At 40.5% G+C, this 21,396-nt stretch carries 22 protein-coding genes, 4 tRNA genes and 1 other RNA gene; all 27 read left to right on the top strand.

Going from position 1 to position 21,396, the window contains the following annotated elements:
* Positions 1–603, top strand: a 603-nt coding sequence (locus tag EO125_RS07500) for a UPF0236 family transposase-like protein (RefSeq protein WP_206168377.1), incomplete at its 5' end; no start/stop codon positions are given.
* Positions 604–749: 146 nt separating this feature from the next.
* Complete coding sequence (locus EO125_RS07495) at positions 750–1,733, top strand: biotin--[acetyl-CoA-carboxylase] ligase (RefSeq protein ID WP_127148349.1); 984 nt, start codon at positions 750–752, stop codon at positions 1,731–1,733.
* Between the two features lies 1 nt (position 1,734).
* Complete coding sequence (locus EO125_RS07490) at positions 1,735–2,502, top strand: type III pantothenate kinase (RefSeq protein ID WP_127148348.1); 768 nt, start codon at positions 1,735–1,737, stop codon at positions 2,500–2,502.
* On the top strand, positions 2,486–3,496 hold the full coding sequence (gene dusB / locus EO125_RS07485; protein ID WP_206168376.1) for a tRNA dihydrouridine synthase DusB: 1,011 nt from the start codon (positions 2,486–2,488) through the stop codon (positions 3,494–3,496). The genes EO125_RS07490 and dusB overlap by 17 nt, the downstream gene beginning before the upstream one ends.
* Positions 3,497–3,762: 266 nt before the next feature.
* Positions 3,763–5,595 (top strand): carbon starvation protein A, encoded by a 1,833-nt coding sequence (locus tag EO125_RS07480; RefSeq protein ID WP_127148347.1) that lies wholly within the window; start codon positions 3,763–3,765, stop codon positions 5,593–5,595.
* 183 nt (positions 5,596–5,778) lie between these two features.
* The gene (rpsF, locus tag EO125_RS07475) at positions 5,779–6,063 is read left to right on the top strand and encodes a 30S ribosomal protein S6 (protein ID WP_126938917.1); all 285 of its coding nucleotides are present in this window, start codon (positions 5,779–5,781) and stop codon (positions 6,061–6,063) included.
* A gap of 21 nt (positions 6,064–6,084) precedes the next feature.
* A complete protein-coding gene (locus EO125_RS07470) occupies positions 6,085–6,495 on the top strand; it encodes a single-stranded DNA-binding protein (RefSeq protein WP_127148346.1) in 411 nt (136 codons plus the stop codon).
* Between the two features lie 38 nt (positions 6,496–6,533).
* Entirely contained in the window at positions 6,534–6,764 is a 231-nt protein-coding gene (gene rpsR / locus EO125_RS07465; RefSeq protein WP_009353119.1) for a 30S ribosomal protein S18, read from the top strand.
* A 439-nt stretch (positions 6,765–7,203) separates the two neighbouring features.
* A complete protein-coding gene (locus EO125_RS07460) occupies positions 7,204–8,619 on the top strand; it encodes an aspartate ammonia-lyase (protein ID WP_127148345.1) in 1,416 nt (471 codons plus the stop codon).
* A 361-nt stretch (positions 8,620–8,980) separates the two neighbouring features.
* Positions 8,981–9,355, top strand: a complete 375-nt coding sequence (locus tag EO125_RS07455) for a CrcB family protein (RefSeq protein ID WP_127148344.1) — start codon at positions 8,981–8,983, stop codon at positions 9,353–9,355.
* A 4-nt stretch (positions 9,356–9,359) separates the two neighbouring features.
* Positions 9,360–10,340, top strand: a complete 981-nt coding sequence (locus tag EO125_RS07450; RefSeq protein ID WP_127148343.1) for a molybdopterin-binding protein — start codon at positions 9,360–9,362, stop codon at positions 10,338–10,340.
* A 109-nt stretch (positions 10,341–10,449) separates the two neighbouring features.
* Positions 10,450–11,364 (top strand): PLP-dependent cysteine synthase family protein, encoded by a 915-nt coding sequence (locus EO125_RS07445; protein ID WP_127148342.1) that lies wholly within the window; start codon positions 10,450–10,452, stop codon positions 11,362–11,364.
* Between the two features lie 62 nt (positions 11,365–11,426).
* Positions 11,427–12,053: a serine O-acetyltransferase EpsC gene (gene epsC / locus EO125_RS07440; protein ID WP_127148341.1), complete on the top strand. Its 627-nt coding sequence runs from the start codon at positions 11,427–11,429 to the stop codon at positions 12,051–12,053.
* Positions 12,054–12,061: 8 nt separating this feature from the next.
* Positions 12,062–12,850, top strand: a complete 789-nt coding sequence (locus tag EO125_RS07435; RefSeq protein WP_127148340.1) for a carbon-nitrogen family hydrolase — start codon at positions 12,062–12,064, stop codon at positions 12,848–12,850.
* Between the two features lie 94 nt (positions 12,851–12,944).
* A tRNA-Asp gene (locus tag EO125_RS07430) sits at positions 12,945–13,020 on the top strand.
* Between the two features lie 47 nt (positions 13,021–13,067).
* Positions 13,068–13,143, top strand: a tRNA-Phe gene (locus EO125_RS07425).
* Positions 13,144–13,158: 15 nt separating this feature from the next.
* A tRNA-Leu gene (locus EO125_RS07420) sits at positions 13,159–13,244 on the top strand.
* A 5-nt stretch (positions 13,245–13,249) separates the two neighbouring features.
* Positions 13,250–13,324 (top strand) — tRNA-Ile (locus EO125_RS07415).
* Positions 13,325–13,458: 134 nt separating this feature from the next.
* Complete coding sequence (locus EO125_RS07410) at positions 13,459–14,142, top strand: class I SAM-dependent methyltransferase (RefSeq protein ID WP_127148339.1); 684 nt, start codon at positions 13,459–13,461, stop codon at positions 14,140–14,142.
* Positions 14,143–14,237: 95 nt separating this feature from the next.
* A complete protein-coding gene (locus EO125_RS07405) occupies positions 14,238–15,347 on the top strand; it encodes a Nif3-like dinuclear metal center hexameric protein (RefSeq protein ID WP_127148338.1) in 1,110 nt (369 codons plus the stop codon).
* Positions 15,348–15,413: 66 nt separating this feature from the next.
* Positions 15,414–15,766, top strand: an RNA gene (rnpB, locus tag EO125_RS07400) — RNase P RNA component class A.
* Between the two features lie 41 nt (positions 15,767–15,807).
* Positions 15,808–16,122, top strand: a complete 315-nt coding sequence (locus EO125_RS07395) for a co-chaperone YbbN (RefSeq protein ID WP_127148337.1) — start codon at positions 15,808–15,810, stop codon at positions 16,120–16,122.
* Between the two features lie 133 nt (positions 16,123–16,255).
* The gene (locus tag EO125_RS07390; RefSeq protein ID WP_127148336.1) at positions 16,256–17,398 is read left to right on the top strand and encodes a hydrogenase small subunit; all 1,143 of its coding nucleotides are present in this window, start codon (positions 16,256–16,258) and stop codon (positions 17,396–17,398) included.
* Positions 17,398–19,299, top strand: coding sequence for a nickel-dependent hydrogenase large subunit (locus EO125_RS07385; protein WP_127148335.1), 1,902 nt, complete (start codon positions 17,398–17,400; stop codon positions 19,297–19,299). The genes EO125_RS07390 and EO125_RS07385 overlap by 1 nt, the downstream gene beginning before the upstream one ends.
* Positions 19,300–19,313: 14 nt before the next feature.
* The gene (cybH, locus tag EO125_RS07380; RefSeq protein ID WP_127148334.1) at positions 19,314–20,030 is read left to right on the top strand and encodes a Ni/Fe-hydrogenase, b-type cytochrome subunit; all 717 of its coding nucleotides are present in this window, start codon (positions 19,314–19,316) and stop codon (positions 20,028–20,030) included.
* Positions 20,011–20,508 (top strand): HyaD/HybD family hydrogenase maturation endopeptidase, encoded by a 498-nt coding sequence (locus EO125_RS07375; protein ID WP_127148333.1) that lies wholly within the window; start codon positions 20,011–20,013, stop codon positions 20,506–20,508. The genes cybH and EO125_RS07375 overlap by 20 nt, the downstream gene beginning before the upstream one ends.
* A gap of 50 nt (positions 20,509–20,558) precedes the next feature.
* A complete protein-coding gene (locus EO125_RS07370; protein WP_127148332.1) occupies positions 20,559–20,936 on the top strand; it encodes a hydrogenase expression/formation C-terminal domain-containing protein in 378 nt (125 codons plus the stop codon).
* Positions 20,937–21,396: the final 460 nt, after the last annotated feature.

Below are 21,396 nucleotides of genomic sequence, written 5' to 3'. Positions count from 1 at the left end.
CTTCCAAATAGTGAGTTTATTTTAGATAGATTTCATCTATTTAAATATATGACAAAGATATGTGGAAAACGAAGCCGAAAAGAGTTATTTGCAAGCTTAGAAACTAATGATAAGGCAAGATTTGAAGCGTATGTGGAGCAAATGAAAGAAACGCATCCACATCGTATGAAACAGATTGTAGCAGGCGCTACGTACATCGAGAACCAATGGGATTACGCGCGGGCTAGCCTACTTAGACCTGATATTCGCAGTAGTACAGAGGCACATGTGAGTCATACTTTATCTGCACGTTTAAGCTCTCGCCCACTTGGTTGGAGTAAAAAAGGGGCTGAAACGATCGCTAAGCTACGTGTACTCGCTGACAACAACGAATCTATCCAAGAGTTCGTCATGAGCGCATACAGAGGCGATACTTTCAATTATTTTAGTGGTGTAGAAACTACAAAAGTTCTATCTTCTGTGAAAGTAACCGCTAAGAAAATGCGCAAGCCATATTCATACATTACGTATTCGCCAACACCTAGAATTGGAATCCCAGGTGTAGAAAAGAAAAGTAACGGATGGTTACAAGCAATTAAACATAGTGGACGCAGGATTCTTTAGTAACGAGGAACCCTCTTTTAAATCTAGGTAATTATTTTTCCAACAAAAACTTGACACCGTCAATGCGTAGAAAAGACTTGCAATTTATGTGGGACCTCTGTACAATCGTATTGTAAACCTCGCTACAGGTAAGGAGGCGACAAGCCGTGAGAGATGAAATACTAGACTTTTTAAAAGAAAACAGAGATCAATTTGTATCAGGACAAGCTATGTCAGAGGCGTGCCATGTATCGCGCACAGCGATTTGGAAACATATAGAGGTGCTACGCAAGCGTGGGTATGTGATTGAATCCTTCACAAAAAAGGGGTATCGATTGCTAGAAGAGCCGAATCTGATTAGTCCTGAAGAGATGGAAGGGGTACTGCAAACAAAATCCTTTGGTCGTTATTACGTGTACGAAGAACGATTAGAATCTACGAATAGTATTGCTAAAGCATTAGCTATGGACGGAGTTCCAGAAGGTACTGTAGTGTGTGCAGAAGAACAATCTTCTGGTCGTGGTCGCTTATCTAGAGGTTGGTATTCACCATATGGAAAAGGGCTTTGGTTTAGCTTAATTCTAAGACCTAAATTTTTACCTATGGAAGCTTCAAAGTGTACATTGATGGCAGGTGTTGCCTTGGTAAAAGCATTCCGTGAGTTGGGACTTTCAGAGGCGGGCATCAAATGGCCTAACGATATATTGGTAGGATCTCGTAAAATGGTAGGCATTTTAACAGAAATGAATGGTACCATGGAAGAGATTAACTACATTGTGTTAGGGATTGGTATCAATACACATACGACTATTGAGGAAGTCAGTGAGGACTTGAAGGATAAGGTTATGTCCTTTGCCATAGCGGGTATAGAGGTGGATCGTAAAGAAGCCTTTGCTGTGATTTTAAAAGCCTTAGAAGAGCAGTATGAAAAGGTATGTAATGAAGGTTTTGATTCTACTTTAGAAGAATGGAAACAGTATAGCGTAACTTTATATAAAGAGGTGTTGGTAAAAGCGCCAGATAAAGATTATATTGGGTACGCAAAAGATTTAGATAGAGATGGAAATCTGATCGTTCAATTAGAGGATGGACGTGAGGAACGTATCATAGCAGGGGATGTGTCTATACGTTCCACTGAAGGAGGATATTAAGATGTTATTAGTGGTAGACGTAGGGAATACGAACATCGTATTAGGCGTGTATAAGGACAAGGAAATTATGGCTCATTGGCGCATTTCCACAGATCGTGGGAGAACCACCGATGAATATGGCATGTTGTTGAGCAATTTATTTCTTCATGATCCAAAAGTGAATAAAGAGGATGTGGAGGCAGTCATCATTTCTTCTGTAGTTCCTCCGTTGAACCCTACGTTAGAGCGTGTGTGTTTACGCTACTTTCATAAGAAACCATTATTTGTAGGACCGGGTATCAAGACGGGGATTTCTATTAAATACGAAAATCCTCGTGAGTTAGGTGCTGATTTAATTGTTGATGCGGTGGCTGCCTATGAAAAATACGGAGGTAATTTAATTATTATCGACTTTGGTACAGCGACGACATATTCTGCGGTATTAGAGGGCGGTATATACTTAGGTGGTGCTATTTCTCCAGGTATTGGCATCTCAGCAGAAGCCCTGTTTGGTCGCACTGCTAAGTTACCAAGAATTGAAATTAAAAACCCTGGTCCTGTCATTGGTCGCAATACAGTTGGTGCTATGCAGGCAGGCGTATTATTTGGATATGTTGGACAAGTGGAAGGCATTGTGGCTCGTATGAAACGAGAAATGCCAGAAGATACAAAGGTAGTGGCTACTGGAGGTTTAGCCCCTCTCATTAGTGCAGAAACCGATGTGATTGACCACATTGATCCAATGATGACATTAGAAGGATTACGACTTATTTATGAAAGAAATCAATAATACATCCTGGCACATAGGACATGTCACAATTCCAGGCCGTATTGGGTTAGCGCCCATGGCAGGATTTAGCGATGTGTCCTATCGCTTATTAGCAAAAGAAATGGGGGCCTCTTTCGTATGTACGGAGATGGTCAGTGCCATGGGGATTAAATACAATAATGAACATACAAAAGAATTGCTTTATATGGAAGAAGTAGAACAGCCAGTTTCCATGCAAATTTTTGGATCAGACCCAGAAGCCATAGGGATTGGAGCAAAAGTAGTAGAGGAAGCAGGAGCACCTATAGTCGATATTAATATGGGCTGCCCTGTGAAAAAAGTAGTATCTTCTGGAGATGGCTCGGCACTTATGAAAACTCCAGAGTTGGCGATGAAGGTGGCGCAAGCAGCTGTAAAAGCAGTACAAATTCCAGTGACTGTTAAACTGCGTCTAGGATGGGATGATACATCCATCAATGTAGTAGATATGGCACAACGCATGGAATCCGTAGGAGTTGCTGCGGTAGCTGTTCATGGCAGAACAAGAGAGCAAATGTACAGCGGCAAGGCGAATTGGGATTACATTAAAGAGGTGAAATCAGCCTTAACTATTCCTGTTATCGGCAATGGTGATGTCAATTCCCCAGAAAGTGCCAAAGCCTTATTAGAGTATACAGATTGTGATGCGCTGTTAGTAGGACGTGCCGCTCAAGGTAATCCATGGCTATTTCGACAAATTAAAGAGTATTTAGAAACGGGACACTATTGTCCCAATCCAACGGGTGTGGAACGAATTACTATGCTATTACGTCATTATGAGTTGCTATGTCACTATAAAGGTGTGGACTTAGCCACACGAGAAATTCGCACGCATGCTAGTTTCTACATTAAAGGTTTGCCAGAAGCAGCTCGTTGGAGAAATGCTTTGAATGTAGCAATGGGGAGGGAATCATTTATCTCTGTAGTAGAAGAGTACAAACAATTTTTATGTGACTACAATATAAGGACAATATAACAGATTCTGTCTACTGTATATGGCCATGAAATATTGGAATATTGAGAATAAAGAATCTTCATATTCACGATAAACCTAGAAAATAAAAGGATAGACGAAATATATCTCCTAATTATTATGAGAATAGTACATTGACACTGATGAATGATATAACTATAATTAAACTGGAAATACCAATTTACTTTTTTGCATAGATCATAGGGTGGTGTCATGTGATACATAGGTATGTGAGTGCATGACTCATCCAACATTTAGGGGGTGTATGTATGGTCATGAATGGTATTTATTTAGTTATTGCCTCAGCGTGTATCTTAATGTTAGGATATCGTTTTTATGGGGCATTCATAGCGGCGAAGGTGTTAACTTTAGACAAGTATCGAATGACGCCGGCTATGGTTCACAATGATGGACACGATTATGTGCCTACTAACAAATGGGTTACATTCGGTCATCACTTTGCAGCGATTGCAGGGGCGGGTCCTTTGGTTGGTCCAGTTATTGCAGCGCAATTCGGGTACTTACCAGGTACTCTATGGATTTTAATCGGTTCCGTATTTGCCGGTGCAGTCCATGATATGGTTATTCTCTTTGCATCTATTCGCTACGATGGCAAATCTATTGCGGATATTACTCGCGAAGAGATTAGCAAAATTGCTGGTTTAGGAGCTATGTTAGCCACATTATTCTTACTTGTTATTACATTAGCAGGTATGGCGGTAGTGGTAGCCAATGCACTTCATAATTCAGCTTGGGCATTTTTCTCAGTATTTGCAACGATTCCTATTGCTATTTTTATCGGTATTTATCTACAATGGTTGCGCCCTGGAAAAATTCAAGAAGCTACAATTATTGGGGTAGCCCTTATCTTTGCAGCTATCATCTATGGTCCAAATGTAGCGGCTAGCGAATATGCATCTTGGTTCATTTATGATTTAAAAACCATCGAAATTATGTTAGCTGTCTATGGTTTCTTTGCAGCAGCATTGCCAGTATGGTTGTTATTAGCGCCTCGTGATTATCTATCCACGTACTTAAAAATTGGTACTATCGGCGCATTGGCATTGGGTATTATCATTGTAATGCCAGAAATTCAAATGCCAGCAGTAACAGATTATATTTGGGGTGGCGGTCCTGTATTAAAAGGTTCTGTATTCCCATATATCTTCATTACCATTGCTTGTGGTGCTTTATCTGGTTTCCATACAGTTATCGCTACAGGTACTACTCCTAAAATGTTAACCAACGAAAGGGAAGTATTACCGATTGGTTATGGTGGTATGTTAACAGAATCCTTTATTTCCATGATGGCTATGATTGCTGCTACAGCATTACATCCAGATGATTATTTTGCGATTAACTCTACTGCGGAATCTTTCAGGGCATTAGGACTTCAAGTTCATGAATTGCCAGTATTATCTGCCCTTGTAGGGGAAGACTTGATGCATCGTCCTGGTGGCGCTGTATCCTTAGCGGTAGGTATGGCACATATCTTCTCTCGCCTTCCTAATATGGATCATTTATTGGGATATTGGTATCACTTCTGTATCATGTTTGAAGCCTTGTTCATCATGACATTGATTGATGCAGGTACTCGTGTAGGTCGTTATTTGTTGCAAGAATTGCTTGGCTTGTACTGGCCTAAATTCAATGACCAACATTGGGCTCCTGGCGTATATGGTTGTGCTGCATTGATTTGTATTATGTGGGGTTATCTAGTATTACAAGGTAACATCGGTACAATTTGGCCATTATTTGGTGTATCTAACCAATTATTAGGTACTATGACATTGGCAGTAAGTACGACGATTATCATGCGTTTAGGTAAAAAACGATACGCATGGGTAACCGGAGTGCCGACCATACTCATGGCGATAGTGGCTGTTGCGGCTGACTATGAAAACGTATTCTTTAACTATGTTCCAGCTGGTAAATGGATCTTAGTAGCTTTCTCCGTAGCTATGTTCATTATGATTTTGGTTGTATTAGTAGAAGCTATCCGTAGCTGGATTCGCTTATCTACATTACCACAAGATATGAGAACGCAAGAAGAAGTAGAAGCGGAAAGTTATGCTAAATTAACAAAACAAGCAGAAGCATAATCTAGCGCATACGATTCCTATTATCATGAGATAGACATGGCTCCATTGGAGCTGTGTCTATTTTCATGTTTTCCTTGCAATTCTAGGTAGAATGGTGTACAATAATAAGGCTTATTGATGGTAAGCATCTTCCTACCCCTATGTGAGATAGGGGCGTTAGTCCGAAAGAGGAGGTGATTTTGTATGAACAAATACGAAGTCATGGTGATTGTGAAACCAGCTGATGAAGAGACAAACAAAGCGACTTTTGACAAAATTGAAGCTTTAATTGCTCGTGTTGGCGGTACAGTTGAGAAAGTTGACGTTTGGGGTAAACGCCGTTTAGCCTATGCAGTAAACAAACATACTGATGGCGTATACGTATTGATTAACTTTGAAGCAGCTCCTGGCGAAATCAAAGAAATCGACCGCGTACTTAAAATCGACGATAACGTTCTTAGACACCTGATTGTAAAACACGAACAATAATAGCCTGAGGAGGTTAGGAATATGAATTCTGTACAACTTTTAGGAAATTTAGCTCGTGACCCTGAGGTGCGATACACAAAAACTGGTCGTGCTGTTGCTACTTTTACAGTGGCTGCATCCAATACCTATGTGGATCAAAACGGTGAGACTAAGGAACAAACTGCGTTTGTAAACTGTGTAGCTTGGGGGAAATTAGGAGAAGCTGCGGGAAATTTGCGTAAAGGTAGCCGTTGTTTTGTGGAAGGTCGTATTACGACTCGTTCTTACGAAGCACAAGATGGCACAAAACGATATGTAACGGAAGTAGTTGCTAATTTCGTAGGCCAAGCCTTGGATACGCAAACATTTGATGCCTTTGGCGGTGGTGCATCTAATTTTGATGATTTTGGTGCAGGTTCCGGAGCAGGTGCAGGTGAAGAAATTCCGTTCTAAGCTAAGAACTCCACAACTATATCAAAGGAGGTTTCTCAATGAGAAGAGATAGAGGCAGAAAACCAAGAAGAAAAGTATGTAACTTCTGTGTTGACCATGCTGATCAAATCGACTACAAAGATATTGCTAAACTTCGTCGTTTTACGACTGAACGTGGCAAAATTCTTCCACGTCGTATTTCTGGTGTTTGTGCTAAACATCAACGTAAATTAACACTTGCTATTAAACGTGCTCGTGCAATTGCGTTGTTGCCATTCACAGCAGAATAATTCAATACAAAATGAAAACCCAGTAACTAGCCTAGTTACTGGGTTTCTTGTTTTCTAAAAGGGAGTTAAAAGGGTATAGTTTGACTTTGTTGGCTCCCGGTTGGCACCACTTTTTCATATTTTTTAACGTGCGGTTGGAAGTATTTTTTATGAAGAGTGATGAAATCTAGATAGTGTAGTTTCGTATTTACTTGTATCGTAGGCATATTAGGAATAGTCAATATTCCTATATAGTCTATAGAAATTATCGAAAATGAATAAAATTAATAACTTCTATGACTTTAAGTTGTTTATTAAGGCGTACAAGGGAGCATTATTCGTAACTAGAAAGTATCTCTCTATTATGTATACAAAATGCATGTTATAATATAAGCACACCACATGAACAAAGGTTATATAAGTGATGATAACAAAGATGGTGTATGAAATGAGGTATACTATGAGAAAAGAACATGATTTTCTAGGTGAATTAGAAGTTGCTGATGAGTTGTACTATGGTGTACAAACATTGCGTGGTATTGAAAACTTTTTTATTACAGGCAAGCAAATCGACTACGACTTTGTGAAAGCTATGGCTATGGTAAAAAAGGCATGTGCCCTAGCGAATATGAGCACAGGTCGATTAGATGAAAAAATTGGTCAAGCCATCAGTCGTGCGGCAGATGAAGTGGTACGGGGTAACTTTAATGATCAATTCCCAGTGGATCCTATCCAAGGGGGAGCAGGAACTTCTTTCAATATGAATATGAACGAAGTATTGGCAAACCGTGCATTGGAAATTTTAGGCTATGAAAAAGGACAATATGACATTGTATCGCCTAATAACCATGTAAACATGGCACAATCCACAAATGATACATTCCCTACAGCCATCAAAGTATGTGCTATCATGAAAAGTAAGCCCTTATTAGCTTCACTTCGTCGTTTAGCAGATGAATTAGATAAAAAAGCAGAAGAGTATAAAGAAATTTTAAAAATGGGTCGAACTCACTTGCAAGATGCTGTGCCAATTACATTAGGTCAAGAAATGGGTGCCTATGCATCTGGCGTGCGTCGTGGTATTCGTCGTATTAAATCTGCCATGTTAGAAGCCCATACAGTTAATATGGGGGCTACTGCTGTGGGTACAGGGTTGAATGCAGAACCTACGTATATCAAAGCTGTTGTAGATGAGTTATCTCGTGTTGTAGGTGAACCGTTTATTACGGCGGATAATCTAATTGATGCGACCAATAATACAGATGTGTTTGCGGATATTTCTTCTGGTCTGAAAGTCACAGCCCTAGTATTGATTAAAATGGCTAACGATTTCCGTTTAATGGCATCTGGTCCTCGTTGTGGCATTGGTGAACTAAAATTACCACCGCGCCAACCAGGTTCTTCCATCATGCCAGGTAAAGTAAACCCAGTTATCGCAGAAGTGTTGAACCAAACTTGTTACCAAGTTATTGGCAATGATTTGACGATTTCCCTAGGTGTAGAAAATGGACAATTTGAGCTGAATGTAATGGAGCCAGTCATTGCGTATAACTTGTTCAACTCCATGTGCTACTTAAAAAATGCGGTGAACACATTTGTAGATAAATTATTGGTTGATCTTGAAGTGGATAAAGAGCAATGCGAATATTGGTTAGAACGTTCTGTTGGTATCGTCACAGCCTTGTTGCCACATATTGGTTATGAAAATGCCTCTGCATTGGCGAAAGAAGCGTTGGAAACTGATCGCAGTGTAAAAGAAATTATTCTAGAACAAGGATTGTTGACAAAAGAAGAAATGGACTATATCCTGTCTCCAAAAGAAATGACACGCCCAGGTATTGCGGGTCAAGATTTAGTAAAACATCCTGGCAACTAAATATGCACACGAAGAACTGCTTAGACATAGGCAGTTCTTTTTTGATGTATAAGAGTAGCAAATCTAGGTCATTCGTGTGGTTGTACTTTAGTATGGCTATTTTAGATAAGAACTCTGTAATGAGTACAAGAAGGGATACTAGTATAGAGAAGGTCTGAGTCTGGTATGTGGGTCAACTAATACTCTGTGAGAGGCTCAATATATATAAGGTTGGTATAACATATAATGAAAAATGTAGCATTTGCTTATAATATAACATATAACTATAACATCTTATATATAAATCGAGAAAGAAATTCTTCTACTTTAGTACATAATCCGCCTAGGGTGGTGTATAATAAAGACATAAAGGAGTTTGATTATGAACGTATATATAGCAGTGGCTATTGGTGGGGCCATTGGTGCCATGACGCGGTATGGCATTGGACAGTACATGGTCACGAAAGGTGCGCTGTATCCTTGGGGGACAGTACTAGTGAATATGATAGGTTCCATGCTAATTGGCTTAGGTATGGCATATATTGAAGGGCAACCCCATGTGTCACCTTGGGTTAAACTGTTATGTATTACAGGTTTTTTAGGTGGGCTTACAACTTTTTCTACCTTTATCTTTGAAGGATATATGCTACAAGAAAAAGGGTTGTGGCATATGCTGTCCTACATGGGTGGACAGGTATTAGTTGGGTATGGCCTATGCGGGCTGGCTTTCACCATTGGTAAAAGAATGTGGGGATAATACGATGAAAGAAATACATGTAAAAGATGCAGTGGGACACGCACTTTGCCACGATATTGTGCGCATCGTTATTGGGGAAGTAAAAGATACACCGTTTAAGCGGGGGCATATCATCCGTGAAGAAGATGTGGCATTGTTGTTGCAATTAGGAAAAGAGCATATTTATGTGATGGAAGAATCCGACTATAATTTGGTTCATGAGGAGCAAGTAGCAGAAGAATTATATCGCTTCTGTGAACATCCATCCATCAGTCCTACTCCTGTACAACAGGGTAAGATTGAAGCGGTAGCGAACCATGACGGTGTATTGACCGTGGATGTGGAAGGACTTTACGGGATTAATAGCATCGGTGAATTGACCATCGTCACGCGCCTCCATGGAACACCTGTGAAAGCAGGACAACCAGTGGCTGGCATGCGATGTATACCATTGTTATTAGAGGTATGGCAGCTTGAGGAAGCAAAACGATTGCGTGAAGGCAAAAAGTCTATCATACAAGTCCACCCATTTGTGCGTAAAAAAATGGGCATTGTTACCACTGGTAGTGAAGTCTATGCAGGGCGTATTCAAGATGCTTTCACAGCGGTGATTCAAGACCGTGTGGCGGACTATGGTGTGGAATTAGTAGCACATGAAATTGTGCCAGATAATACAAATCAAATTGTGGAGGCCATAGACAAAGTAAAGTCCCAAGGGGCAGAGATTATTTTCTGTACGGGTGGCATGAGTATAGATCCTGATGATTTAACGCCAGGTGCTATTGCACGTCGTGCAAAAGAAGTGGTGACCTATGGATTGCCGGTGTTGCCAGGCTCTATGGTGTGTATTGCTTATTTAGAAGACGGTACTCCAGTATTAGGCGTACCAGGAGGGGTGCTATATAATAATCCCAGCGCCTTCGATGTGATTACGCCACGCTTGTTAGCAGATGTGAGGGTGACGAAAGAAGATTGCATCCGCATGGGCCATGGTGGATTTCAATGAAAATAATTGGAATTTTGAGAAAAATATAGTTGACAAAAATAAATCCCATCTATAAAATAGGAATAAATTTAAGTGTTTTATAGTGAAGTCTAAGTAGAGGAGAATCATTATGGCTGTTGTAAAAAATGCAATTGAATTAATTGGAAATACACCAATATATCAAATCCCAGATACTAATGTATATGTAAAGCTTGAAAAATATAATGCTGGTGGTAGTGTCAAAGATCGTGCCGTTCTTGGTATGTTGCAAGATGCAAAAGAAAAGGGCTTAATTAAAAATGATACTATTATTGTGGAAGCTACTAGTGGGAATACAGGTATTGCCTTGGCGATGCTAGGGGCTATGCTGTCTATTAAAACGATTATTATTATGCCTGAAAGCATGAGTAAAGAGCGCCGTGAATTAATTAAAGCTTACGGAGCACAGTTAATTTTGACACCAAAAGAATTAGGTATGAAAGGGGCCCTTGGGAAAGCACAAGAAATTCTTGATAACTATCCAAATGCAGTAACACTAGGTCAATTCGTAAATCCTGCAAATCCAACGGCACATTATGAAACAACGGCAAAAGAAATTTTGCGTGATGTACCGAACGCAGGCATCTTTGTAGCGGGTATCGGTACAGGTGGTACTTTCACAGGTGTTACAAAAGCCTTGAAAGAGCAACATCCGTACATTAAAGCGGTTGCGGTAGAACCAGAAGGGTCTCCTGTTATTTCTCGTGGTACTGGTGGAGTTCATAAAATTCAAGGAATTGGTGCTGGCTTTATTCCAGAAAACTTTGACTCTTCCTTGATGGATGAAGTGCAAACCGTAACGGACGAAGATGCTATTGAAGAAGTAGGTAATTTTATGCGTGAAACTGGCATAGGTATTGGTATTTCTTCAGCAGCAGCTATTGTGGTGGCTCGCCAATACGGTCGTAAATTCCCAGATGTAGATGTCGTTGTTGTAGCTCCAGATGGGGTTGAAAAATATCTATCTATGATTCAATTTGACAGTGTAGATTGGATTCATTCGTAATCGATTGTGATACAAAAGATAGCATGGTCTAGGCCATGCTATCTCTGTATAGGGAGGTATTTATGAGAGAGGTATGGAATTCTATTCGATACAATATACAGCGTGTATTACAATCAGATCCAGCTGCCACCTCTTGGTTTATGGTGGTATGGACATATCCGCATATAACAGCTTTATTTTGGCATTTTTTTGCTCACCGTCTTTATCGAAATGGCTGGTTTACTTTGGCTCGACGAGTGGCATTGCATGCACGTCGTGTAACGGGCATAGAAATTCACCCAGGGGCTCAAATTGGAAAAGGGTTGTTTATTGACCATGGGATGGGTGTTGTTATCGGTGAAACAGCTATTGTAGGAGATAATGTAACTCTCTTTCACGGGGTGACCCTAGGTGGTATGGATTCTCGCAAGGTTAAACGCCATCCTACAGTGGAAGATGATGTGCTCATTGGGGCAGGTACGAAGGTACTGGGAGATATTACGGTAGGCAAAGGTTCTAAGATAGGCTGTAATCTTGTGATCAAACGAGATGTGCCGAAGAATGTGATAATTTTTGAAACGGAGCCAGAACATATTGTATATCGTCGACCTAAGGTGAGCCGGTTTCATACAGATAGTTATGTACCGCGGCGCCATGCTTTGCCATTAGAGCCGAATGAGTTTACAGACCATATGGCGTGGCATATCTAGGAGGGACTATGAAAGAGTTGCGAGTAGGCATTGTTCAATTAGCTACAGAGATTGGGCAAGTGGATAAAAATTTTGAGGTCCTAATAGAGAAGGTGCGAGCTGTGGCTAAGCAGGGTATTGATGTAGTGGTATTGCCAGAAACTTGGAATACAGGTTTTATGACGGGACCAGACTTGCATGCCTTAGCTGATGAAGAGGGGCAACGGAGCCAATCTCTGTTGAGTGAATTGGCGCAATCGGAACATGTGAATATCTTTGGTGGGTCAGTAGCTGTTAAAGAAGGAGACTCTATTTACAATAGAACCTATGTGTATAACCGCAATGGAGAATTGCTCTCTACCTATGATAAGATGCATGGATTTAGTCCCGCCAAAGAAGACAAATTCTTTACCGGAGGTACGGCTATTCATCAATTTGAATTAGAAGGGGTGCTTTGTTCCAGTGCCACATGTTATGATATTCGATTTCCCGAGTTAATTCGTAAATCCGCATTACAAGGAATAGAGCTATTCTTTTTACCTGCTCAATGGCCACTGTTACGATTACATCATTGGAAAATATTGAATCAAGCGAGAGCTATAGAAAATCAAATGTATTTTTGTAGTGCCAATGGTTGTGGAACTATTGGTAAATTACCAATGGCAGGACATTCCATGGTGGTAGATCCGTGGGGTGAAGTGCTGCTAGAATGCGATGAAATACCGCAAATACAAACAGTGACTATCGATATAGATATAGTGAAAGATATCCGTTCTAAAATCAATGTATTTCGTGATCGGAAACCCAATTGCTATTAAAAGTATGTCTATGCATTTTAGGAATATATAAAATTGCCCATAGGTGTTGCCAAGATGTAATACCTATGGTATAGTATATGAGTACTTAGTACACGGCCCCGTGGTGTAGCGGTTAACATGTCGCCCTGTCACGGCGAAGATCGTCGGTTCAAATCCGATCGGGGTCGCCATTTTTTTTACCTATTTTTAAGTACAGGTAACGATGTACAGATATTTTGCCTCGGTAGCTCAGTCGGTAGAGCAACGGACTGAAAATCCGTGTGTCGGCAGTTCGATTCTGCCCTGAGGCACCATATACATATCCTCATGCGGATGTGGTGGAATGGCAGACACGCCATCTTGAGGGGGTGGTGAGCGTACGCTCGTATGGGTTCAAGTCCCATCATCCGCACCAAACGAGGGCCTATAGCTCAGGGGTAGAGCAACCGGCTCATAACCGGTCGGTCCCTGGTTCAAATCCAGGTGGGCCCACCATAGGAGACCATCTCACTTTGTGAGATGGTTTTTTTGTTATCTATAAGGGTTCGTTGTATAATGAAAGCATGAGCTTTATAGTATTTCAAAGTAAGAAACTGCGTAGAAGATGTAATTAGAATGTGAGATAGGCTATGGCACTTTCAAAACGATTAGAACAAGTATTACATATGATTCCACGGTGTCGGACGGTGGCAGATGTGGGTACAGATCATGGATATTTGGCAGTAGCTTGTATAGAAACAGAAGTGGCGCAACGAGTTATCGCCATTGATGTTAATCAAGGACCGTTAGAGTCTGCCAATGGATTCGTGAAAGAACGAAAGTTAGAACAATCTATCGAATGTCGATTAGGAGATGGATTGGGAGCCACAAAACAAGGCGAAGTAGATTGTGCCGTTATTTGTGGCATGGGTGGAGAGTTGATGCAACACATCATCACGGTAGGACCAGAACTGTTGGAAACGTATGTGTTGCAGCCACAAAGTCATCGACGAGAGTTGAAACAATTTTTAGTAGATCAAGGGTATGGCATTGTTCAAGAAGAATGTTTGCTAGAGGGCAATCAGTATTATGATATGTGGCTAGTACAGCGAGGTGTTATTTCCGTGTATGATGAGTTACCGAAAGAATCGGTGTTATGGGAATATGGTGCCTTGCTACAACGAGAGCAATCTGAAGTTTGGAAACAGCACATACAGCGTAGAATTAAAACCTTGCAATCTATTGTGCAACATATGCGGAATACAACGAAGTCTAACGATGTTGTTGAGACGATGGAACAAGAATTGCAAGCCTTACAAGGTATTTTACAATAGGTATTGGTGAGACTTTCACCGTGAAAAAATCTAATCGTCGATGAGTATGAAACTTTCTATAAGGCATACTTTGAGATAGTGGATAGGAGGTATATATGGTTACTATGAAAGATATTGCTGTTGCCATTGAACGACGGGCACCGTTACATTTGCAAGAATCTTGGGATAATTGCGGCTTGCAATTAGGGCATATGGCAAGCGAGGTGCGCCGTGTGTTGACGACCTTAGATGTAACACCAGACGTCGTAGTAGAGGCTATCGAAAAAGAGGTAGACTGTATTCTGTCCCATCATCCTATGATTTTTAAGAAATTACAATCCATTGACTTAGGAACGACGCAAGGAAAAATGATAGGAGACTTGCTGCAACATGGGATTAGTGTATATAGTGCCCACACGAATTTAGATATTACGAAAGAAGGGCTCAATGACGAAGTGGCACAACGGTTGGGCTTAACAGAAATCCGTGGTTTGGTGGAAACAGATCGTGAGGAAGCGTATAAAGTAGCTGTCTATGTACCAGTCACACATAGTGATCAAGTACGTCAAGCTATGGGTGATGCTGGTGCGGGTCATATTGGCAACTACAGTCATTGTAGTTTTTCCGTTACCGGTGAAGGACGTTTCTTGCCACTGGAAGGGACGAATCCTTTTATTGGTCATGTAGGCGCAATCGAAACTGTTCAGGAAGAACGACTGGAAACAGTGGTACCTAAGAAATTACTAAGAACGGTTCTGGCCGCAATGGAAGAGGCTCATCCCTATGAGGAAATCGCTTATGATGTGGTTCCTTTGCACAATGTCTATGAAGCCCATTATATTGGACGCATAGGTGAGTTAGCATCACCCCTATCTTTACAAGCGTTGGCAAAGTTATTACAGACTGTACTTCCTCATAGCCAATTGCGATGGGGGGGAGCTAAGGTAGAACAAGTGCGACGAATTGCTTTATGTACAGGAAGCGGTGCAGAGTTTATTAAAGCTGCAACTAAACAAAAAGCCGATTTATATATTACCAGTGATGTGAAGTACCACGACATGCAAATGGCGAAGGAGCTTGGTATCCTTGTGGTGGATGCAGGCCATTATGGTACGGAATATATGAGTCAAACGATTCTGAAACAATACCTAACAGATGCTTTTACAGAGGAAGAAGTACAAGTCATAGAAAGTGAAGTACAAGAAGATTTTTTCTTTAAAGTCTAGGATATTTCGGGTATAATAAAGAGAAGAGCTATTGACCACTTGGGTGGTCTATGCTAGACTAAAACAGTAAGTATGAAAGGCGATTGCAAGTCCTATGACTTGAGGAAAGTCCGAGCTCCATAGGGCAGGATGCCGGCTAACGGCCGGCGTGGGTGACCATAGGGAATAGTGCCACAGAAAAGTAAACCGCCACCTTCGGGTGGTAAGGGTGGAACGGTCGCGGTAAGAGCGCACCAGGTACATGGTAACATGTATGCTCGGTAAACCCCATCCGGAGCAAGGCCGAATAGGAAAGGGTTAAGGGTTGCCCGCCTACCTTTCGGGTTGTGCCGCTTGAGCGTATAGGTAACTATGCGCCTAGAAAGATAATCGCCACTGCGAAAGCAGGACAGAACTCGGCTTATTGATTGCTTGCTCAGAACCGCTCTTCGGAGCGGTTTTGTTATTGTAGGAGGTATGTATGAAATTAGACTCAGTAACAACATATGAAGAATTAATGGAAATTGTGAATAGTCATGACATCGTATTGGCTTGTTTTGTAGCAGATTGGTGTGAACCGTGTACACCTATGAAAGATGAACTAGACAAACTACAAGAAGAATTGCAAAGTATTGCTAAAATGGTAGCGATTCCTATTGATCAATCGAAAGAAATTGCTTTACGAGAAGATGTGCAAGGGGTACCGACGATTATTTGCTATAAAAAAGGAAAAGAAAAAGATCGTATCGGTGGCTATAAACAAGCAGCCTCCGTACGTAAGTTATTAAAACTATAAATTAGGGGTATAAAATTATTTTTATAAAATAGTGATTTATATTCCATAGAATACAAGTGTTTCGTGGTACACTATACCTATTATAGGATTGTATATAGACGCTATAAAGTTATTGCAAGAAAGGGGCTTTTTTGTGAAAGATAAGTTAAATAGTCTTTGGAACTTATTCCAAGAACGTAAATTAAGCCGACGTACATTTATGAAATCCTGCGTAGCCTTAACGGCTATTTTAGGATTGCCACCAGTGTTGACCAATAAAGTGGTGGCCGCAGCAGAAACAAAAGAATTACCTACAGTCATTTGGCTACATGGTCATGAATGTACAGGATGTGACGAATCTTTCATTCGTTCCACATCGCCTTTCGCATCTGATGTGATTTTAAATATGATTGCCTTAGAGTATGATGATACCTTGGCTGCCGCAGCAGGGGAACCATTTGAACATCATTTACATCACTTGTTAGAAAGTAAAAAGGGTAAGTATGTATTGGCTGTTGAAGGTGGTGTGCCATTGGATGAAAATGGCTCCTACTGCCAAGTGGGCGGACGTCCATTTGTAGATGTATTGAAAGAATGCGCTGAGGGTGCTGCTTTCATCATCGAATATGGCTCTTGTGCAGCTTGGGGCGGTATTCAAGCGGCGAAACCGAACCCAACCAATACAGTATCTGTATCCTCTATTGTAAAAGGTAAAAAAATTATTAAAGTACCTGGATGCCCTCCGATTCCAGAGGTCATGACGGGTGTGATTATGCATTATGCTTTATTTGGTGAAATTCCACCTCTTGACGTAGAAGGAAGACCAAAACAATTCTATGGTAATCGTATTCACGATACATGTTATCGTCGACCTTTCTTTGATTCTGGTTTATTTGTAGAACATTTTGATGATGATGCGTCCAAAGCAGGTTGGTGTTTATACAAAGTAGGTTGTCGTGGACCAGAAACATATAACTCTTGTGGTAACTTGCGTTGGTGGAATGGGTTGTCCTATCCAATTCAATCTGGACATGGTTGTATTGGTTGCTCTGAAAAGGGATTCTGGGACAATGATAACTTTTACCAACGATTGCCACATATTCATACCCCAAATACCATCACTGATGTGGATACATTAGGTACAATTGCTGGATTTGGCGCATTTGGTGCTGTAGTGGCTCATGGTGGTATTACCTTAGCAAAACATAAATATGATTCTATTCAAGAAGAGAAGAAATATTTAGCAGAACAAGAAGCAAAACAAAAAGAAGTGGAACAGAAAGGTAGTGACCAATAATGAAACGAGTTGTAGTCGATCCAGTGACCCGTATTGAAGGTCACTTACGTGTAGAAGTGAGTGTTGATGAGTCCACAGGTAAAGTGCAAGATGCCCTATCCAGTGGTACAGCTTGGCGAGGTATTGAATTAGTAGCTAAAAACCGTGATCCTCGTGATGTATGGGCTTTTGTACAACGGATTTGTGGCGTATGTACATCTACGCACGCCTTAGCATCCCTTCGTGCTGTAGAGGATGCATTGGGCATCCAAATTCCTAAGAATGCAAACTATATTAGAAATATCATGCATAGTTGTTTAGATACACACGATCATATTGTGCATTTCTATCATTTACATGCTCTTGACTGGGTAAGTCCAGTGGAAGCGTTAAAAGCAGATCCTAAGAAAACAGCAGAATTGCAACAGTACGTGTTAGATACCTATAATGTAAGTGGATTACAACCTACAGAATTAGCATCTAGTACATCTGCGTATCCAAAAGAGTTTCCTAAAGGGAATGCAACCTACTATGCAGCAATCCAAACGAAAGTAAAGAAAATTGTAGAAAGTGGTCAATTGGGGATTTTCTCCGCTCAATGGTGGGATCATCCAGATTACCAATTATTGCCACCAGAAGTGCATTTGATGGCCATTTCTCATTATTTGACAATCTTGGATCGTCAACGTGATATTGTAACACCACATGTTATTTTTGGAGGTAAAAACCCACATCCACATTACATCGTAGGTGGTATGCCATGTTCCATTTCCATGGATGATATGAATGCTCCAGTGAATGCAGCACGCTTGGCTAGTGTGGACGAATCTATTTCCTTAGCGAAAGATTTAGTAAACTATTTCTACTTACCTGATTTATTGGCTATTGGTCATTTATATGTGAAAGCTGGCATGGTAGACGGCGGTGGATTGGCGAAAAAACGTGTCCTTGCGTATGGTGGCTATCCAGATGATGCATATACAGGTATAAAAGATGGCGATTTCTTTAAAAAAGCTCTTGTTCGTGCGAATGGTGTAGTAGAAAACTTCGAGCTTGGCTGGGAAAAAGCAACGTTCACAGCCCTAGAAGGAGAAGATTTGATGAATCCTGACTTCTTGTCGGAAGAAATCAATCACTCTTGGTTTGAATATCCAAATGGCGAAATGTCCTTGCATCCAATAGAAGGTGTAACGAAACCAGCTTTCACAGGGCCTAAAACAGGTACCAATAAAAAATGGGAATTCTTGGATGAAGAGAAAAAATATTCTTGGATTAAATCTCCTACATTCAAAGGTAAAGCTTGCGAAGTAGGTCCATTGGCGAAATATATCGTTGTCTATGTAAAAGTAAAACAAGGCATCATCAAGAACCCTACATGGGCAGAGAAAATGATGGTAGACCAAATTGATGCCGTATCCAAGGTGCTAGGCGTACCAGCACATGTGTGGTTATGCTCCACAGTGGGCCGTACAGCGGCTCGTGGTTTAGATGCACAAGTAGCAGCGAATTTGAGCCAACATTTCTACAATCGCTTGGTGGAAAATATTAAAACTGGTGATACTGTGGTAGCAGATACACGGAAGTTTGACCCTAATTCTTGGCCAAAAGAAGCAAAAGGGGTAGGCTTATTAGATGCACCTCGTGGTGGCTTAGGTCACTGGTGCGTTATTAAAGACGGTCGTGTAGATAATTACCAATGTATCGTGCCAACAACTTGGAACGCATGTCCAAAAACAATTGCTGGCGAACATGGTGCATATGAAGCGAACATGATGGATACAAAAGTGAAAATTGCTGATAAACCATTAGAGATTTTGAAAGGTATTCACTCCTTTGACCCTTGCTTGGCATGTGCTACACACTTGTACAATAAAAAGGGCGAAAAAATAGTATCTGTCAATACAGATGCCCTATGTAAATAGGGAGGAGGCTGTCTATGTTACCATTAAATAAAAAGCCTTATCGTGTATTTAGTTTATGGCTCCGCATTTTCCATTGGACCATGGTGCTTTGTGTAACGGCTCTATTTTGGACGGGCCTATACATTGGGAATCCAGGTTTCCAAGCTACACCAGGTAGTGTGGAACCGACTATTGCAGTAGGCGGTTGGTTCTCTATGGAGATGATTCGTAAAATTCACTTTATCGCAGCATTTATCCTAATTGCTGCACTTATATTCCGTATTTATGGTGGAATTCGATATCGTGGCGATAGATTGTTTCCTAGATTTCATAAAAAGTCGTATTGGATTGGTCTGTGGGATACAATTCAGCATTATTTAATGCTACCACAACAACGAGAGCATCGTTTCTTGCGTAATTCTATGGCTCGTACTAGTTATTTAGGAGTATATGTGATGCTGTTCCTAGAAATTTGTACAGGTCTTGCTATGTTTGCACAAGTATATCCTAATACGTGGATTGCACAAATTTTTAATCCTGTGAATCTATTGTTTACAGAATATGAAGTGCATATAATTCACCATTATATTGCTTGGGGATTTTTATTGTTTACAATTATACATGTGTACATGGCATTCCGCGAAGATGTTATGGAAGAATCTGGAGAAGTATCTAGTATGGTTTCAGGGATGAAATTCTACCCTACGGACCCAGAAGATATAGAGGATTTATATGGACCAAATAAAAAGTAATCCCATCGTATTATTAGGGGTAGGCAATATTTTGCTTACTGATGAGGGATTCGGTGTCCATGTGGTGAACCAATTACGGGAGGATTATGTATTTAATCCTCCTATTACCATTTTGGATGGGGGAACCATGGGCATGGAACTGCTTACCTATATGCGAGGTATGACAAAATTGCTATTAGTAGATGCCATTAATGGTGGTGATGCACCAGGCACAGTATACGAATTTCCCCATGAGGAAATGAATACCTATTTTACAGAAGCTATTTCTGTGCACGAAGTGGGGATGCAAGATATTTTACGCATTCGTGCCTTACAAGAAGAACCATTAGAGGATGCGGTTGTTATCGGTGTAGAACCTGAAAGTTTAGAACTAGGGCTCGACTTGAGTGAGACCATACAAGTGGTGGTGAAAGACGTGAAAGAGCGGATTTTAGCTGTCTTAGCCTCTTGGAATGTAACAGCTACTCCCGTTGAATAGACGATGAAATAAGATATAGCTAGTATGACTAGCATATATAAGGAGACGATATGCAAAATGAATTTGGACGAGTGCAAGCAGTCTTTCAAGAGTTGAAAAATGCTATGCAACACTTGCGTCAAACAGGGGAAACCTATACGATTTATGTGGAAAACACGGGGCTCACTATGGAAGAGCAAGTGGAAGTATTGGAAACATTGGGACGTGGTGATGTGACGATCTATCTGAAAGATACAGATCAACCGGTAGAGTGGTATGAGTCTACTATCCGTGGCGTTTGGATTGGTACTTTTCGCAATGGGCGAGATGAAGCCATCCTCTATACCATCGAAGTGTGTCGCTATCCGACCCTAGCAGGTGCCTATGACGAAGATATCATCAGCGGAGAAGAAGAGTTGCAAGAATGGATAGAAGCAGCACAGTTATAGCAGGGTGAACTATTGAAAATAGATGACTCTTTTTATGAAAATTGATGGGTATAGGTATATCAATAAAGCATAATTGACCTTGTTTGTGATAAAAAACACAGGAAAATGAAGTAAAAAAACTCTCTCATTATTATTTAGTGAGAGAGTTTTTCATTTTAAAAAGAACAAAAATGGGAGTTAAATACTAGGAATGGACTTAATTTTGTGAATAGAAAAGTTTAAATATAAGGAATAGATATAGGGTTTGTAAAAGGTGGATATATGTCTAATGCAGTAGGACCTAAGTGTTTTGAAATTAACTATATAGAAATGTATAAATTACTCTATTTATAAAAATGATAATAAATATTATCATAATAAACAGTTATAGAACCTATTCTTAGGGAATTGAAAAAGGTAAGGCAATGGTGATACAATAATACACAAGAGAAAGGTCTCTGTTTTAAGTTGAGGAGGGATT

It is taken from the genome of Veillonella sp. VA139 (assembly GCF_003992005.1).
Taxonomy (GTDB): Bacteria; Bacillota; Negativicutes; order Veillonellales; family Veillonellaceae; genus F0422.
Note: the sequence above shows the minus strand (reverse complement) of the source record. Positions and strands in the feature narration are given on the sequence as shown.

Coding starts and splice junctions, on each gene's coding strand:
- EO125_RS07490 (WP_127148348.1), top strand. CDS start 1,735: ATGTTATTAGTGGTAGACGTAGGGAATACGAACATCGTATTAGGCGTG.
- dusB (WP_206168376.1), top strand. CDS start 2,486: ATGAAAGAAATCAATAATACATCCTGGCACATAGGACATGTCACAATT.
- EO125_RS07480 (WP_127148347.1), top strand. CDS start 3,763: ATGGTCATGAATGGTATTTATTTAGTTATTGCCTCAGCGTGTATCTTA.
- rpsF (WP_126938917.1), top strand. CDS start 5,779: ATGAACAAATACGAAGTCATGGTGATTGTGAAACCAGCTGATGAAGAG.
- EO125_RS07470 (WP_127148346.1), top strand. CDS start 6,085: ATGAATTCTGTACAACTTTTAGGAAATTTAGCTCGTGACCCTGAGGTG.
- rpsR (WP_009353119.1), top strand. CDS start 6,534: ATGAGAAGAGATAGAGGCAGAAAACCAAGAAGAAAAGTATGTAACTTC.
- EO125_RS07460 (WP_127148345.1), top strand. CDS start 7,204: ATGAGAAAAGAACATGATTTTCTAGGTGAATTAGAAGTTGCTGATGAG.
- EO125_RS07455 (WP_127148344.1), top strand. CDS start 8,981: ATGAACGTATATATAGCAGTGGCTATTGGTGGGGCCATTGGTGCCATG.
- EO125_RS07450 (WP_127148343.1), top strand. CDS start 9,360: ATGAAAGAAATACATGTAAAAGATGCAGTGGGACACGCACTTTGCCAC.
- EO125_RS07445 (WP_127148342.1), top strand. CDS start 10,450: ATGGCTGTTGTAAAAAATGCAATTGAATTAATTGGAAATACACCAATA.
- epsC (WP_127148341.1), top strand. CDS start 11,427: ATGAGAGAGGTATGGAATTCTATTCGATACAATATACAGCGTGTATTA.
- EO125_RS07435 (WP_127148340.1), top strand. CDS start 12,062: ATGAAAGAGTTGCGAGTAGGCATTGTTCAATTAGCTACAGAGATTGGG.
- EO125_RS07410 (WP_127148339.1), top strand. CDS start 13,459: ATGGCACTTTCAAAACGATTAGAACAAGTATTACATATGATTCCACGG.
- EO125_RS07405 (WP_127148338.1), top strand. CDS start 14,238: ATGGTTACTATGAAAGATATTGCTGTTGCCATTGAACGACGGGCACCG.
- EO125_RS07395 (WP_127148337.1), top strand. CDS start 15,808: ATGAAATTAGACTCAGTAACAACATATGAAGAATTAATGGAAATTGTG.
- EO125_RS07385 (WP_127148335.1), top strand. CDS start 17,398: ATGAAACGAGTTGTAGTCGATCCAGTGACCCGTATTGAAGGTCACTTA.
- cybH (WP_127148334.1), top strand. CDS start 19,314: ATGTTACCATTAAATAAAAAGCCTTATCGTGTATTTAGTTTATGGCTC.
- EO125_RS07375 (WP_127148333.1), top strand. CDS start 20,011: ATGGACCAAATAAAAAGTAATCCCATCGTATTATTAGGGGTAGGCAAT.
- EO125_RS07370 (WP_127148332.1), top strand. CDS start 20,559: ATGCAAAATGAATTTGGACGAGTGCAAGCAGTCTTTCAAGAGTTGAAA.